Annotated in this window: 19 protein-coding genes and 4 pseudogenes; 17 read left to right on the forward strand and 6 right to left on the reverse strand. The window is 58.0% G+C overall.

Features of this window, described 5'->3' with window-relative positions; translation table 11 throughout:
* The 4 genes and pseudogenes from EPN80_RS06360 to EPN80_RS06375 all read right to left on the reverse strand — a co-directional run.
* The coding region (locus tag EPN80_RS06360) for a recombinase family protein (protein ID WP_293024916.1) at nt 1–620 on the reverse strand (620 nt) is incomplete at its 3' end.
* A gap of 157 nt (nt 621–777) precedes the next feature.
* Nucleotides 778–1,185, reverse strand: a complete 408-nt coding sequence (locus EPN80_RS06365; protein WP_293024919.1) for an Hsp20/alpha crystallin family protein — start codon at nt 1,183–1,185, stop codon at nt 778–780.
* A 15-nt stretch (nt 1,186–1,200) separates the two neighbouring features.
* The gene (locus tag EPN80_RS06370; protein ID WP_293024921.1) at nt 1,201–1,638 is read right to left on the reverse strand and encodes an Hsp20/alpha crystallin family protein; all 438 of its coding nucleotides are present in this window, start codon (nt 1,636–1,638) and stop codon (nt 1,201–1,203) included.
* 369 nt (nt 1,639–2,007) lie between these two features.
* Nucleotides 2,008–2,193: pseudogene (locus EPN80_RS06375) on the reverse strand (IS110 family transposase); the annotation flags it as partial.
* Nucleotides 2,194–2,405: 212 nt separating this feature from the next.
* On the opposite strand from EPN80_RS06375, the pseudogene EPN80_RS06380 reads away from it, so the two are divergent.
* The 3 pseudogenes from EPN80_RS06380 to EPN80_RS06390 form a co-directional block, all read left to right on the forward strand.
* Nucleotides 2,406–2,663: pseudogene (locus tag EPN80_RS06380) on the forward strand (chromate transporter); the annotation flags it as partial.
* Between the two features lie 56 nt (nt 2,664–2,719).
* A pseudogene (locus EPN80_RS06385) lies at nt 2,720–3,582 on the forward strand (IS5 family transposase).
* A 4-nt stretch (nt 3,583–3,586) separates the two neighbouring features.
* Nucleotides 3,587–3,732 (forward strand): annotated as a pseudogene (locus EPN80_RS06390) (chromate transporter); the annotation flags it as partial.
* A 145-nt stretch (nt 3,733–3,877) separates the two neighbouring features.
* Here the strand turns inward: EPN80_RS06390 and EPN80_RS06395 are convergent.
* Nucleotides 3,878–4,411, reverse strand: a complete 534-nt coding sequence (locus EPN80_RS06395) for a hypothetical protein (protein ID WP_293024923.1) — start codon at nt 4,409–4,411, stop codon at nt 3,878–3,880.
* Between the two features lie 595 nt (nt 4,412–5,006).
* On the opposite strand from EPN80_RS06395, the gene EPN80_RS06400 reads away from it, so the two are divergent.
* The 14 genes from EPN80_RS06400 (at nt 5,007) to EPN80_RS06465 (ending at nt 13,672) form a co-directional block, all read left to right on the forward strand.
* On the forward strand, nt 5,007–5,990 hold the full coding sequence (locus EPN80_RS06400) for a hypothetical protein (protein ID WP_293024925.1): 984 nt from the start codon (nt 5,007–5,009) through the stop codon (nt 5,988–5,990).
* Nucleotides 5,983–6,441, forward strand: a complete 459-nt coding sequence (locus EPN80_RS06405) for a c-type cytochrome (protein ID WP_293024927.1) — start codon at nt 5,983–5,985, stop codon at nt 6,439–6,441. The genes EPN80_RS06400 and EPN80_RS06405 overlap by 8 nt, the downstream gene beginning before the upstream one ends.
* Before the next feature lie 62 nt (nt 6,442–6,503).
* Nucleotides 6,504–7,652 carry a cytochrome c oxidase assembly protein gene (locus tag EPN80_RS06410; RefSeq protein ID WP_293024929.1) on the forward strand — a complete coding sequence of 383 codons (1,149 nt, stop codon included), beginning with the start codon at nt 6,504–6,506 and terminating at the stop codon, nt 7,650–7,652.
* Between the two features lie 29 nt (nt 7,653–7,681).
* Nucleotides 7,682–8,305 (forward strand): SCO family protein, encoded by a 624-nt coding sequence (locus tag EPN80_RS06415; RefSeq protein WP_293024931.1) that lies wholly within the window; start codon nt 7,682–7,684, stop codon nt 8,303–8,305.
* The gene (locus EPN80_RS06420; protein WP_293024933.1) at nt 8,305–8,886 is read left to right on the forward strand and encodes a hypothetical protein; all 582 of its coding nucleotides are present in this window, start codon (nt 8,305–8,307) and stop codon (nt 8,884–8,886) included. The genes EPN80_RS06415 and EPN80_RS06420 overlap by 1 nt, the downstream gene beginning before the upstream one ends.
* A 9-nt stretch (nt 8,887–8,895) precedes the next feature.
* Nucleotides 8,896–9,144, forward strand: a complete 249-nt coding sequence (locus tag EPN80_RS06425) for a hypothetical protein (RefSeq protein WP_293024935.1) — start codon at nt 8,896–8,898, stop codon at nt 9,142–9,144.
* Nucleotides 9,128–9,376: a DUF2933 domain-containing protein gene (locus EPN80_RS06430; RefSeq protein WP_293024937.1), complete on the forward strand. Its 249-nt coding sequence runs from the start codon at nt 9,128–9,130 to the stop codon at nt 9,374–9,376. Before EPN80_RS06425 ends, EPN80_RS06430 begins: the two co-directional genes overlap by 17 nt.
* 60 nt (nt 9,377–9,436) lie before the next feature.
* Nucleotides 9,437–9,607, forward strand: coding sequence for a hypothetical protein (locus EPN80_RS06435; RefSeq protein ID WP_293024939.1), 171 nt, complete (start codon nt 9,437–9,439; stop codon nt 9,605–9,607).
* Nucleotides 9,608–9,703: 96 nt separating this feature from the next.
* Nucleotides 9,704–10,357 (forward strand): peroxiredoxin, encoded by a 654-nt coding sequence (locus tag EPN80_RS06440; protein ID WP_293024941.1) that lies wholly within the window; start codon nt 9,704–9,706, stop codon nt 10,355–10,357.
* 136 nt (nt 10,358–10,493) lie between these two features.
* A complete protein-coding gene (locus EPN80_RS06445; RefSeq protein ID WP_293024951.1) occupies nt 10,494–11,018 on the forward strand; it encodes a TlpA disulfide reductase family protein in 525 nt (174 codons plus the stop codon).
* Between the two features lie 13 nt (nt 11,019–11,031).
* On the forward strand, nt 11,032–12,195 hold the full coding sequence (locus EPN80_RS06450; protein WP_293024943.1) for a cytochrome c biogenesis protein CcdA: 1,164 nt from the start codon (nt 11,032–11,034) through the stop codon (nt 12,193–12,195).
* A gap of 14 nt (nt 12,196–12,209) precedes the next feature.
* Nucleotides 12,210–12,722 carry a protein-disulfide reductase DsbD domain-containing protein gene (locus EPN80_RS06455; protein WP_293024945.1) on the forward strand — a complete coding sequence of 171 codons (513 nt, stop codon included), beginning with the start codon at nt 12,210–12,212 and terminating at the stop codon, nt 12,720–12,722.
* Between the two features lie 58 nt (nt 12,723–12,780).
* Nucleotides 12,781–13,128, forward strand: coding sequence for a hypothetical protein (locus tag EPN80_RS06460; protein WP_293024947.1), 348 nt, complete (start codon nt 12,781–12,783; stop codon nt 13,126–13,128).
* 109 nt (nt 13,129–13,237) lie between these two features.
* Entirely contained in the window at nt 13,238–13,672 is a 435-nt protein-coding gene (locus EPN80_RS06465; protein ID WP_293024949.1) for a DUF411 domain-containing protein, read from the forward strand.
* 314 nt (nt 13,673–13,986) lie between these two features.
* On the opposite strand, the gene EPN80_RS06470 is transcribed toward EPN80_RS06465, so the two are convergent.
* Nucleotides 13,987–14,247: a hypothetical protein gene (locus tag EPN80_RS06470; RefSeq protein ID WP_293024953.1), complete on the reverse strand. Its 261-nt coding sequence runs from the start codon at nt 14,245–14,247 to the stop codon at nt 13,987–13,989.
* Nucleotides 14,248–14,269: the final 22 nt, after the last annotated feature.

Consider the following 14,269-nt stretch of genomic DNA (forward strand, 5'->3'; position numbering starts at 1 on the left):
TATAAGTGCGCCGGGTTCGGCCGCGCAGGGAATCCTGCGAGATAGTGTTCACGTGTCCGCTTCCTTATCGTGGACACGTATGCTCTTACGGGTTCGAGCAGCACACCAGATGGGATTGCCATGTGCTTACGCCCCACCGCGGCCATCGCTAGCTGCAGCTTGGCGGCCGTCATCTTGAACGGCCGGCCGCCTTTTCGCCCACGCGCCCGTGCCGAAGCCAGACCCGCCACGGTGCGCTCGGCGATCGGCTCGCGCTCGAACTCGGCCAGCGCAGCAAAGATGCCAAAGACCAGCTTGCCGGCGGCGGTCGTGGTGACGATGGCCGCGCCGTGGCCGGTCAACACCTTCAGTCCGATGCCGCGCGCGGTGAGGTCGTGCACCGTGTTGATCAGATGGCGCAAATCACGCCCGAGGCGGTCGAGTTTCCAAACGACCAACGTGTCGCCGGGCCGTAACGCCTTCAGGCAACTCGCCAGGCCTGGGCGATCCTCGCGCTTGCCGGACGCATGGTCTTCGTAGAAATGCGCTGGATCGACGCCGGCAGCTACCAGCGCGTCGCGCTGCAAGTCGGTCGCCTGGGACCCATCCGCCTTCGATACTCGCATGTAGCCGATCATCATCGTATTCTCCCGATGAGGCTCATCAATCCCGCCCAGGGCGTGATCGCCGGCGGGAGCGGGCTTGTTGCGGGCTTCATGCCGCAGCGGCGGCCGGCTCCCCCAGCACGCCGCTATCGGTCAGCTTTGTCATTTATCCCAGTGTCTTGCTTGGCGCGGTTTAACCCACTTTGACTTCGATGCGCCGCGGCCGCGCCTCGTCACGACGTGGAATCGACAGCTTCAACACGCCATCATCCAAATTCGCGACAATTTTCGACGTATCGAAATCGGCACTCAACGCGAACGAGCGAGCGAAGCGCGGTTCACGAATTTCGGCGTGCTGCAACCGTAAATTGGCGGGCGTCGGCACCACCGCCTCAGCTTCGATATACAGGTTGCCGTCGTGAACCTTCACGTCGAGCTTGTCCTTGGGCACGCCGGGTAGATCAGCCCACAGCACGATGCCTTGGTCATCCTCGAAAACGTCGACCGTCGGGGCAAGCGCCGTGCGGCGCGCCGCACGCTCGCCCTGCCCGGGTGTCACTGCGGTTTGGTTACGCTCGGTAACTTGAGTTATTTCGCTCATGGCTTTCTCCTTGGCTTACTGAATAGTGATAGCCCGAGGCTTGGACGATTCATGCTTGCCTACGCTTATTGACAAGCAGCCGTTGACATAGCGCGCCTGCACACGGTCCGGATCGGCGTTCTGCGGCAACTCGATCACGCGTCGGAAGGCTCCAGAAAAGCGTTCTTGCGCGTAGATGCGAATATCGTCGCGTTCCGGCGTCGACGCCTTGCGCTCACCGCTGATACTCAGCGAGCCTTTGTCAATCGACACGTCGAGGGATGCGGGGTCGATGCCGGGCGCAAAAGCAATGATTTCTATTGAATCGTCGGTCGTCCCGATATTGATCTGCGGAAATGCGCCGAAGCGGGTGGCACGGATGCTGGACGGGAAGCCCCCGAACAAGCTCGCCATCTGCTGTTGCAGGCGGTCAAACTCACTCAAGAGGTCGGTTCCGAAATAAAAGTCATTCATGGTCGTATCCTCCTTACATCAATCAACGATGCGGCCAGGAGGCAAACGGACCTACGCGCCCCAGTTCGCCTGTCAAGCCGCTGACAAACAAATCGAAACACGCAGTGCGCTAATGCGACTGCCAAAACGACGTATTTAAAATAGGAGCCTTTCGTCGAAATTCAAGGGCTTCCGCGCGGAAAATGGCGGTGATTTCGGATTGGCGCTTCCCCCAAGCTACCGTCCCGGATTTGCGTCGATCCGCACACACAGGAGGTTGTCGCTCAGAGGCAAAATGCTCACATCACAGGCACACCTTCGTTTCAGCCCGAACGTTTCTTCGGCATTTCAGGTAGTGAGAGCGATCTAAACTTTAGCTGCCCCTAATCCAAACGCCTTCGCATCACCGGTCATTGCCACTGCCGCCGTTGCTATCAGCAAGCCAACGCCCGGCATCACGCTAATCACCTTTATCACAAAGTCTTCCCCCCTCCATTCGCGCATGCCTGGCTCAATCTCGGCAATCTGTCCATACAGGTCGTCGAGCCTGCTCCACTGCTCGCGAAGCATGTTTACCTGAGGCAAATACCCCGATACTGACATCGCGTCGCAGAACCTGACGTGAGCGCAGGTTAAGGCGCGTATTCTGATCGTGCATCACTGCAAGCCGAAAATAATTTGCAATATTTTCTACATTTATGTAATTTAGTCTACAAAAAAATATAATTCCGTGGACTGTATTCAGTCTGACATTTCCCCCCGAGAACGCCACCGCACGTATGCGGGCTTGGCGGGCGCCGCCGAAATGGCTTCACAGAGGAGGACTCAATGCGCTCGCCATCGCACACTTGCCCGCGGCGATCGGTATCTTGAGCGGCGTCGATTTTTCGTTGCTTGGCCAGATCGGCCTCTTCCTTGTAAAGGCTGAAGCCTTCATGTTTGGCTCCGGACTCGCGATCGTGCCTTTTCTTTATGGCTGCGCCGTAACCCAACGCCACTGGCTCAACGACAAGCAGTTCGTGGACGCGGTGGCCTTAGAACTTATCCGCAAATAGTAGAATAGCGCTTTGAGCCGCGGCATGTGCGGCGTCGGAGTGATGCGTTGGCTAAGCGAGTTGAGTCGTGGGTGGTAACGGATGCGTTCTGGGAGCGTACGGAGGCGCTGGTTCCGCAGCGTGTCGCGTCAACGGACAAGGTCTATCAGCGCAGGCCTGGCGCGGGCCGACCACCGAAGCCGGCGCGGCAGGTGTTCGAGGCCATCGTGTACGTGCTGCGCACGGGGTGTCAGTGGAAGGCACTGCCCAAGGAGCGATTCGGCAGCGCCAGCGCCGTGCACAAGCGATTCCTGGAGTGGGAGAAGGCGGGCTCTTCGAGGCGCTATGGAAGGCCGGCTTGGCCGAGTACGACGACATGCAAGGCATCGCGTGGCGGTGGCAGAGCGTGGATGGCGCGATGATGAAGGCGCCACTGGCACAGGAATCCGTCGGGCCGAACCCGACGGATCGGGGGAAAAAATGGGAGCAAGCGCCACCTGTTGGTGGACGGACGTGGCGTCCCGTTCTCGCTCATCGTGAGCGGGGCGAACGTCAATGATTGCAAGCACCTGGATGAGGTTCTGAGCGCCGTCATGGTCAAGCGCGAGAGCCCGCCGACGCGGGGCGCCACAAGCACCTGTGCGCCGATGCCGGCTACCGCAGTGCCGACAACGCACGCACCATCGAAAAACATGACTACATTGCCCACGTCGTCAGTCGCCGCAAAGAGGCGGACATCAAGCGGCGCGACCCGAATAAGAAGGCGCGGCGTTGGGTGGTCGAGGTCTGCCATAGTTGGTTCAACCGGTTCCGCAAACTGCTGGTGCGCTACGAGAAGCTTGAGCGCAGTTTCGTCACGCTCAACCATTTCGCCGCCGCGATCATCGCGTTCCGGAAGGTGCCGCTCAAGGTCAACATAATTTACGGATAAGTTCTTAGCGATGATCACGCCGGGGCCGGTCGTGATCACGGTTGGATCATCGGCTACCTGGTCGCGGGATTTGCCGGGGCTTGTGTCGCTGCGCTCGGCACCTTCCTGCCTCGCTATATCTTCACTGTGCTGCCTGTGCCGTACTTCAAGACAAGTTCACTGGCCTGTCCGGGAGGCTGATTAATTGGCGGATGGGCACATCGACTTAAAAACCGGGCAAATATTGTTTGCACCAGAGCATATGTGACTGCGAGATAATCTCATGAAAGGGAGACGATCAGCGCCACACTGCGGATCACATCATGTTGCGCATCATGGCCGGCATGCCTTCCTTGGCGAAGCGGTTAAGTTCCCGCGCATGAGCCTTGATCACGGCCACCATCTCGGGGTCTGAAGCGGTTTCGATCACTGCCACGCCATTGGGCAAGAGCGTGAGTTGGCGCCGATATCGGGTCGGATGAGCGAACATCCGCGGCACGCTGTTGCTCATCGGATAGGGGAAGGGTCGGTTCTCGTCCAACCGCCGGTACATTTCCACGACATGTTCTTTGATCAGTGCGGCCGTAGTCGGGTCGTCCGAAGTCGTCACATCGCGCACCCCATTGGGTAAATCGGTGACCTCACGCTGAATGAGTTTGTGGCGCTCGAAGAGCGCCATCCCTGTTCGCATAGGTCCGCTCATATTGCCCGGCGACATCATCGCACCCATGCCTTGACCCATCATTTCATGATCCTGAGCGTGCGCGCGGCGAGAGCCTCGGCCGAACAAGACGTCGAGTACCGTCCCAACAATACTTGTCGCGACAGCCATGAATGAACGACGCTGCATGATCGCGCTCCTCGTCCGGCATATTGTGAATGTTCGATGATTTCGAGTACTATTGTGAATAGTAAGCTTTTCCGAGCAAACCGCAATCCCCCCCCCCCGCGCCATGAAGGTTGCAATCCGTCTTCTACTATCGCTGTTGATTTGCCTGGCCCTACCGGTGCGGGCGAATGCTGCGTTATTGGCAGGTGGGGCGTGCTCTGGCGCACATATGTCGGTGAAGGGAACCATGCAGGTCACCACCGCTTGCAGTTCATCCCACGCTACCCATATGCGGCCGACGGGCACGCTGTGCCGGGTTGGGTCGGCATGTAGCCCCACGTTGCCGTCGTTGCATCTGGCTGGTATCCCCAGCATTCCCTATCAACAGGTGCGTTATCCGCAAGTGGCGGTTCATTTCATCTTGCAAAGTTTTCCCCGGGCATTGCTGCGCCCGCCTAGCCTCGGCTAACTCTCCCTGCTTCATCGTATCGGTTCGCCGAATGAGGTTCATCTCATTCGGCCGTGGGGTATCGCCCGCTCCCGTAGCGGCGCGGCCTTCAACGCACCAAATGTCTTATTGCAAAAGCGTCTCGCTATAGATACTCAGACTTGGTGCGTGGCCGCCGATCCCTTACCGGTTTTGACCGCGCATGCTCACGGCACCATCAAGTCATTTATCCAAAAAGGATATCGAGCCATGATTTACCGCATGACGATGAATCGCTTCCTCCATTCACGCCGCACATTGAGCGTCTGGCTGAGCACCGTTGTGGTCAGCGCGAGTTTGCTTGGTCTACACGATGCAAGCGCCGACGCACTCCCACCAACCGCAGTCTCGCGCAGTCCGATCATCGCGCTGGCGACCGATGCGCCGCATCGTTTGCTGCTAAAAGCGACTGCCAAGGCACTTTATCGGAGCGCCAGCGGTGGCCGGCAATGGCAGCAGATCACGCTGCCGCACCCGGGTGCGCACATCGCGGCAATCGGAACATCATCACAACAACCAGGGCTACTGTATATCGGCGGCCCGGGGCTGGGGATTTTTCGCAGCACGGATGACGGGCGGCATTGGGAGTCCCTCAACAAGGGCTTGCCCAGCCTGGCAGTGGAAGCTTTGGCCGCGCATGCCGACCAGCCTGGCACAGTTTACGTTTATGTCGCGGGGCATGGCATTTTCCGCAGCCGTCACGACGGGCACGACTGGTTGTTGATGGATCATGGACCGAAGGCGCCAATTCTCCATTTCATCCATTCGAATATGCCAGGCAGCATGCAAACTGGCTGGCTGTTCGCCGCGACGACAAAAGGAGTCGCGCGCTCGATGGATTGCTTCTGCGGCTGGCAAAACGCAGGCAACCTGAAGGGCAAGGTAAGCGCGATCGCCTATGATCCCCGACAGCCGCGGCAGATCTACGCGGCCGTCGGAGAAAATTTGCTGCTAAGCAAAAATGGGGGGCAGCAATGGATGCAGGTGATGTCACCTGCCCCGATTGTCACAGCGCTGTTGGTCACGCCCGACGGGGTGTTGTATGCGGCTGGCAAGGGCACGTTTTTCCGCAGCACCGACCAAGCCAAAACATGGGAGCGGATCGATGGCTAGCATGTCTCGTGGTCTTGCCGCCAGCTTGGTTTGTGTGGTGTCGCTTGCGCGAGCCGGCAGCACGTCAACGCAGCAGCCGGCGACCGACCAGATACGCATCGGGCGCGCGATTTACCAACAGTATTGCGCGGCCTGTCACGGCGCACGTGGCGAAGGCGCGCCGCACTGGCAACACCCGGATACGCTGGGCGAAATGCCTGCGCCTCCTCACAACTCGACGGGCCATACATGGAAGCACGCCGACGGCATGCTGTACCAGCTTGTACGCGATGGCTGGCGCGATCCGTTCAATAAAACCAGCCGCTTGACCATGCCCGCTTTTGGACAAACGCTGACGCCAATCGAGATTCGCAGCGTAATCAACTATATCAAGACAATGTGGACACCAGCGCAGCGCCGCTTCCAGCAGCGCGAAAGCAGGCATGCGCCCTTTCCTTCGCAAGCGCGCTGAGCTCGTCAACGGCCGTGCCGAAGACCGTCCATGGCGCCCACGGCACCACCAGGGAGAATACTATGTCGCATGGAACAACGGGAACACCTGGAATATCAGCGCTTGCACCATTTGCCACCTGGCCGCTGTCGGCCAGCGTGATGGTGCCGCTGCTCATTGCGGCCATGTGCTTCGGGCGCGGTGTCATGCAAATGCGCGCCAAGAGCACCGGAAGCCAGCACGTCCGTTACTGGACATTCCATGGCGGACTCGTAGCAATCTTCCTTGCCTTGCAGACACCGCTCGACGTGATCTCCGAGCACGTCTTCGCGGTTCACCAATTGCAGCATTTGCTGCTGCGCGGAATTGCGCCGATGCTGCTGATGCTCGCCGCGCCCGCTGGACCGTTCATCGCCGGCGTGCCACAGGCGCTGCGCCGGATGTTGCTCGCGCCTCTGCTCACGGACAAGACCGTGCGCGCGGTCTTTGGCTTCTTGACCCGCCCTCTCGTCGCCACGCTGATTTATATCGGCACATTGTATGTCTGGCAAATGCCCGTCTATCAGAATCGGGCGTTGTTCGACGAATCGCTACATTACCTGATGCACGTGACGATGCTGTTATCAGGCTTGCTGTTTTTTTCGCCCGTCTTCGACCCCCGACCAGCTCCGTGGGGAGTGTCGTTCAACAAAAGATTGGTGATGCTCGGGGCAGCCATCTTTGCCAACATTCCGTTGGGCGCAATCATTACGCTCAAGGCAACGGTCTTATACACGGCCTACGATCAACGCGGCCGCTGGTGGGGTATTGTCCCGCTCAGCGATGAACAGGTGGGCGGCTTGATCATCTGGGTGCTTGCCAGCATGATGGGCCTGCTTGCCGTTTTGCTGCTGATGGGCCGATGGCATCAATCGGAAACCAAGCTGGACGAGCGGCGTCGGCGCGGATTCACGATATCTCCGGGTAATGCCACACTAGCGAACCTCGCCGGCGAGGTCGCCACCAGCGTGACACGGCGCCGTTTCGGGTTAGGGCTGGCGTGCGTTCCTCTGATGGTCTTCACGGGTGTGATTGTGATGGCGGTGTGGTTGACACGGCACACAAGAACTTCGCTGCGTCTTGCCGCCGTTGACACACCACCGATATCCACGACCGGCCACCCATTGACCATAGACACGGGGGGTGTTTCGTCGATCACCCGAACCGGGCGCGTCCTCGGTCAGATCAAGTAGACGCGAATCGCCCCTCACAAGGAAGATCCATGACGCTTTCCAGAAAAATTCCAACCCAGCGTGGCGCGCAACGGCGCGTTGCGCTGCGCTACTTGACCGTCCCGTTCGCAGTTGGATTGCTGGCCGCTTGCAGCCGGTCGGTCGCGTTCAAGGGAACGAATATCAGCAGTTCGCCATTGACCATGAGCGTGACACTCACCGACCAAAATGGTCGGCGCCGCACCCTAGCGGACTTTGGAGGTAAGGTGGTGGCGGTGTTTCTTGGTTATACACACTGCCCGGATGTATGCCCAGCGACCATGGGCGAGCTCAAGTTGGCCATGCAACAGCTCGGCCGAGCCGCCGATCAAGTGCAAGTCTTGTTCGTATCGGTGGATCCAAAACGTGACACGCCGCAGGTATTGGCACGCTGGGTGACGGGCTTCGACCCGCGTTTTCTCGGGCTGCGCGGCACGCCGGACGAGCTGCATATCCTTGCCAGTCAATTAAAAGTGTTCTACGGGCCCGCCCAACAACCCAGTAGCGATGAAATCATGCATAACGGCAACGTCTTCCTGTTCGACCGGCACGGGCATATCCGCGTGCTTGAGCAGACGGGCGTGGATGCCCGCACGCTTGCTGCAGACATTGGTCTACTACTGGGAGAAACGTGATGTATCCTCGTTTCCGTCGACATAAATCGGGCGCGGACATTGATCGTTGGCTGCTAATCGGCAAAGGCGTCGGTCACGGTTACGATTCGAGCCCGTCAGATGAATCTGTTTGTCGCTATAATCAATTCAGGACGCATCGTGGTTGCTTTGCGTCTAAAGAAGAAGTGACTCAAGCTAAGCGACATGCAATGAAAGCAGACAGTGTAAAGCGCTTGCTTGCCACGCTCGTGGCCCTGCTCAGCGTGCTGTATTCACAGCTCGCAGTGGCTGCATTTGCTTGCCCCGCGATGTTTTCCTCATCATCTCAAGTTGCCGTGGCTAGCGTCGGTTCGGCCCAGATGAACTGCGTCCGCATGAATGGGCTGCACCCAAGTGCATGCCGGGCTCGAATCAACCTCGGCAAACAAGCCGCCGTTGCCGTCAAGAAAGCGTTGGGTTACCTCGCTGGGCCGGGCCCCGCGTTTGTCGTGCCCGTCCAGCCCGCAGCTTTTCAAGTCACATCCACCTCACCGAACGCGCCGGGACTGCTGCGCGCCACATCTCCACCGCTTGCCGTTCGTTTTTGCCGGTTTCAAATTTGATCTAGCCGAATGCTTCCCAGCGTCTCGCGAAAGTCCGCGCCGCGCTTTCGGGAATTCAAAGCGATGATCGGCGTGAGTTCGCCGATCGAAAAAGCCGCAATTAACCGGACCGGTTGGATCATAACGTCCCTATCGGGGCGTGGACCAAAAATGAAAGAGTTTTTGTTCGCTGACATCGCGCTCCGCCAGGCCGGTGCACATGCCGAGCGTAACGTGATTATCGAGCTTTGGGAGAAAGGTTATGAACTGCAATCGTAAAACACTGATTAATTTGATTCTACTTATGGCCGCGGGGTTGGCTGTCGTCTATTTCGCGCTTCCCCAATTCCACGCTTTTATTATCGGGGCGGCACCTATTTTGCTTGGGTTGCTGTGTCCGCTTTCGATGCTATTCATGATGCGCGGCATGAGTTCGCATGGTGCCACGCGTGGCGAAGCGTCTGACGTCGAGCAGGTCACCAAATCACCGTCGCAGACGTCGCAGGAATGAACGCTTCTCAACAGTGAAGCGAGGCTTAGCAGACTGCCAATTCGTCAAATATTTCGAGGAGTGAATATGTCGTTTAATAAATTTTCCGCATTCGATATTTTGCTGATCGCGCTCGCCGTGATAGGCCTGATCGCTATTCTCAGCGTTGCCGGCATGTGGCTCATGCATGTCGGCATGATGCAGGGCTTTGGCGGCTGCTATCTAAGGGGCGGCGGATTACCCGGCCGTTGAGATCGACTTGCACTCGCGTTGCGCTCTTGTGGGTTCCTTCACAAGAAATTTTGTATTGATGACTTTCCACTGACCTATTTCTCAAGGGGATTAGACATGTCGATCCGCATAGGCGACGAAGCGCCCGACTTTACCGCCGATACCACCGAAGGCAAGATCCGTTTTCACGAATGGATTGGAGACAACTGGGCTATCCTGTTCTCTCATCCGAAAGATTTCACCCCGGTTTGCACCACCGAGCTGGGTTACATGGCCCGCTTGAAGCCGGAGTTCGATAAGCGCCACACCAAGATCATTGGGCTCAGCGTCGACCCGGTCAGCGACCATAACGCCTGGGTCAAGGACATCGAAGAGACGCAAGGGCATGCGGTCAACTACCCAATGATCGGCGACGCCGATCTTACGGTCGCCAAACTCTATGACATGATCCACCCCAACGCGAGCGGCGGGCAGCGTTCCGCAGTGGACAACGCCACCGTGCGCTCGGTATTCATCGTCGGCCCCGACAAAAAAGTCAAGGCCATGCTGGTTTATCCGATGAGTGCCGGCCGCAATTTCGATGAAGTCATGCGTTTGCTCGATGCCCTTCAATTGAATGCCAAGCATGCGATTGCCACGCCGGTGAACTGGAAGCCGGGCGATGACGTCATCATCCCGACCTCCATTTCCGACGAGGACGCCAGAAGGAAGTATCCGCAGGGCTTCAAAACGCTCAAACCCTACCTACGCGTCGTGTCGCAACCTAAGTAAGAGGCTTGGGCGGTTTTTGCCGCCCGATGAGCCCGACATTGCTGACGTGACGGACGAAGAATATGACTGAATCGGAAATACATTGTTCAAACATACCAAGGGGCCGATCGACATGCCGTTTGCAGAGGGTATCTTCATGTTGAGCGTCAATAAACGTCGGTTGTCGATTGGCAAACTTTTGGTGGCGCTGGCGCTTGTCGTGCTCGGTGCTTTGGCCTATTTAACATTCGGCTGGACGAAAACCGTGCCCAACGTCGCGTACACGCTGTTATCTGGAAAAAAGATGACGACGGCCGACCTGCGCGGCAAAGTGTATTTGGTCGACTTTTGGGCAACAAGCTGCGCGACGTGCATCAAGGAAATGCCCCAAATGATTGCCACTTATGACAAATTCAAAGGCAAGAACTTCGACTTTATCGCCGTCGCCATGAAATACGACCCGCCCACGTACGTGATCAACTACACCCAAACGCACCATCTGCCGTTCAAGGTCGTGATAGACGACGATGGCCGACTGGCGAAGCAGTTTTACAACGTGCAAATGACGCCTACAACATTTTTGGTCGACAAGAAAGGAAGAATCTTGAAGCAATTCCTTGGTGAGCCGGATTTTGCCGCGCTTGATGGTTTCATCGCCCACACGCTTGCACAAGCCGGATAGCTGGTCGACCGACATGCTTCCCGCACTGCTTATCCAAATTCCACTGGCCGTGGGCGCCGGGGTTCTGCTCAATCTCACCCCTTGCGTGTTACCGGCCGTTCCCATCAAGGTTCGCACCATTCTGAGCGCGACGGGAGAACGGCTAAGCGCACGCATTGCATCGGCAGCATTGTTTACCTTGGGATCGGTGTTATTTTTCGCCGCGCTGGGCGTGGCCACGGCGCTGCTGCACTTGCAGTGGGGGATCTTGTTTCAATCGCGACTTCTCTTGATCTTGCTCAGTGCCCTGCTGTTCGTGCTGGCGGTGGCGAATTTTCGAGGGCGCGGACTGCCCATTCCGGCCTCCGTCGCATCCATACGCGGCGCACGGTTTTTTGAACCATTCATTTCGGGCCTGATAGGCGGGTTGCTTTCCACACCATGCACCGGCCCGCTCCTGGGCGGCGTACTGATGTTTGCCTTGTCGCAACCAACAATCAATATCGTCGCGATCTTTATCTCGATCGGCTTGGGGCTGGCGGTACCCTATGCCGTGCTGATTCTGCGGCCTGCCTTGCTCGAGAAATTGCCGCGCGCCGGCGCATGGTCTGACGTGATACGCAAAAGCTTTGGCTGGATACTGCTCGGCGCCGCCATTTTCTTCGCGCTAAGTCTTGCTCCCAGCGCGTGGGGGACACCGCTTTGGAGCCTGTTCTGCGCCGGTCTTCTGACATGGTTGGCGGTGACGTTCGTGCGCAGCCAGGAGCCAGCGGCACGCCGCGCGGTGACGTTCCTCGGCATCATCACTGCGGTCTCGGTGTATGTTGGCACAGGTATCGGATCGCCGCAAGCCATTGCCTGGCAACGCTTGCACGCCGGTGACGTAGTGACGCTGCCGAAGCTTGGACGGCCGGCCATCGTGGAATTCACCGCGCAGTGGTGTATCAACTGCAAGGTGCTCGAAAAAACCGTCTACCGGGACAGCGCGATCGTTCAGGCCATTCGCAACCGAGGCGTCGTGCCGTTTCAGGCCGATCTGACGCGCCCCGACCCGGCACTCGAGCGCCTGCTTGTTTCCTACGGCGGAGCGGGCTTGCCGTTTATCGCAGTGTTCGATCGGGATGGTCGAGAAATCCGTCACTTCTCTGGCTTGTTCCCCGGCGCCAGCCTCGTGAGCGCACTCAACAAGTTGCAATGACAGGAGTTCTACCAATGAAAAACCGCATCAACCATCGCCTCGTCACGCTAGGCATCGTGGCGCTCATGGCTGGCGTCGCGCTCTTCGCATGGCACAGGTTTGGCCTATTGTCCCCCACGCTGGCATCGGCCCAGTCACTGGACAGCGGTATCGGCGACTCATCGCAACAGGTAAGCGCGTCCGTGATCATGCGCGGCCCAAGCGTCGATGTCACCCTGCACATTCGCCCGGGTTGGCACGTCAATGCCAATCCCGCTTCGCTCAAATATCTGATCCCCACGACGGTATCAATCGAGCGTGGCGAGTCATCATATGCAGCGCGGGCGAGTTATCCGCCGGGCAAAAACAGCGGGCTCATCATCGACGGCAAAAACATTCAGGTCTATGACGACGACACCGTCATTCCGCTAAGCGGCCTGGCGAGCTTGGCGGGCGTGCATATCGTGGTACACGCTCAAGCATGCAGTACGAAAGGTGTGTGCTTGCCGCCCGCGAACGTCGTCGCCACCACCGGTGGATATCCATGAAAATTTTTCCCTCAGCGTGGCCCACACCGCCCACTTGAACGTCATCCAGGAGATCCATATGAAAATCAAACGACTCATCACGGCGCTGTTCGTCGCAGTAACGTGCTCAAGCGCGGCCGGTCTGGCGGCGGCCGCCGAACTGGCCGACCAGACGCAGGCCTCGGCCACGCAAACGCAGAATATGGACGAGGCGCCGATGCATCACAGCATGGGTGACCCAGGCCGCATGATGGGCATGATGGATGCCTGCCACGGCATGATGAATAGCGCCAGCACGGACAGCATCACGATGCCGCGATTGCCGCCGGGAAACGCAAAACTCGAATTCCGGATGCGCGCGGAGATGCTGCAGAAAATGGGTGAAATCGCCGCCAAGTATGCCAACAAGATCAAGGAAGAAAAATGACGCGCTCTCTCGCGTCATGCTTATACAAGAAAAAGATGGCGCGCGGTTTGTCCGACGCGACTAGCCAATGCGCCGCTTTCCCTTTTGCGAATGAAGAAGGAGTTTACCGATGCGTTACCTGAAAATTCTGCTAATGGCGCTGACTTTCGGTCTGCAGCTACCTGCCTTGGCCGCAGGCATCCCCGTGACGTTGTTCAAGAACCCGAATTGCACCTGCTGCAATGCCTGGGCAAAGCATCTCGAAGCAAATGGCTTCAAGGTGCAAATCGTCAATACGACAGATTTGGCATCGATCAGCCGGAAGTACGGAGTACCGGAAAATCTTGAGGGTTGTCACACGGCGCTCGTCGACGGCTACGTGGTCGAAGGGCTCGTGCCGGTGAGGTATATCAAACGTCTGCTAAAAGAACATCCGCTGGTCAAAGGTATCGCTTTGCCTGGTATGCCGCTTGGCGTGCCAGGGATGCCAGGCACCAAGTCCGGCCCGCTGAATATCTATTACGTCGACGCTAGCGCGCCGCCTCGAGTTTTCGCGAGTTTTTAATTTGTTCCGGTTGATTTGCATGCACCGAAACCTGACTCACCAAACGCATCTGGGGTGCAGCGAAAATCAACAGAGGAAAGATTTAATCATGGCCCATTGTAGTGCGTAGCGTCACGCTACCCAAGTGACGCTGCGAGCCCCCGACACAGGCCGACATCAATCCGCGGGCGGGTGCTCAGCACGCTCCCGCTCGTTTGCGGCCGTCCCGATCGGCGAGTGATGAATTCGCGCTCGGGCATATTTCACAAAACAACTGCCGGAAAGGCAGATAGAACCCCACGAGCGTAAGCGTCAAACCGAGGCCGTCTTGACTATCAGCACTTGATCTCTGAGAGTCGCTGATTCGCAACCACGAGATCGAAGGTGGCTGGATCGAAGCTGCCACCGCACCACTCGAGGAAGTGGTCATGGTCCTCATGCGTCGGGTCGCCTATCGCTTCGAGGAAGTGAGCATATCCCGGCACCCCGCCAACGTCTTGAGTTATCGTCGAATCTGGTGTACGGAGGGAGGTCGGCGGAGGGCAGAGAAGGCGGTGGCAGTTGATGGAGAATATTGCTTGTCGAAGGCAACCCACAACTGGAACCCACCACCATGGC

The sequence above is a fragment of the Pandoraea sp. genome, from assembly GCF_004297875.1.
Lineage (GTDB): Bacteria > Pseudomonadota > Gammaproteobacteria > Burkholderiales > Burkholderiaceae > Pandoraea.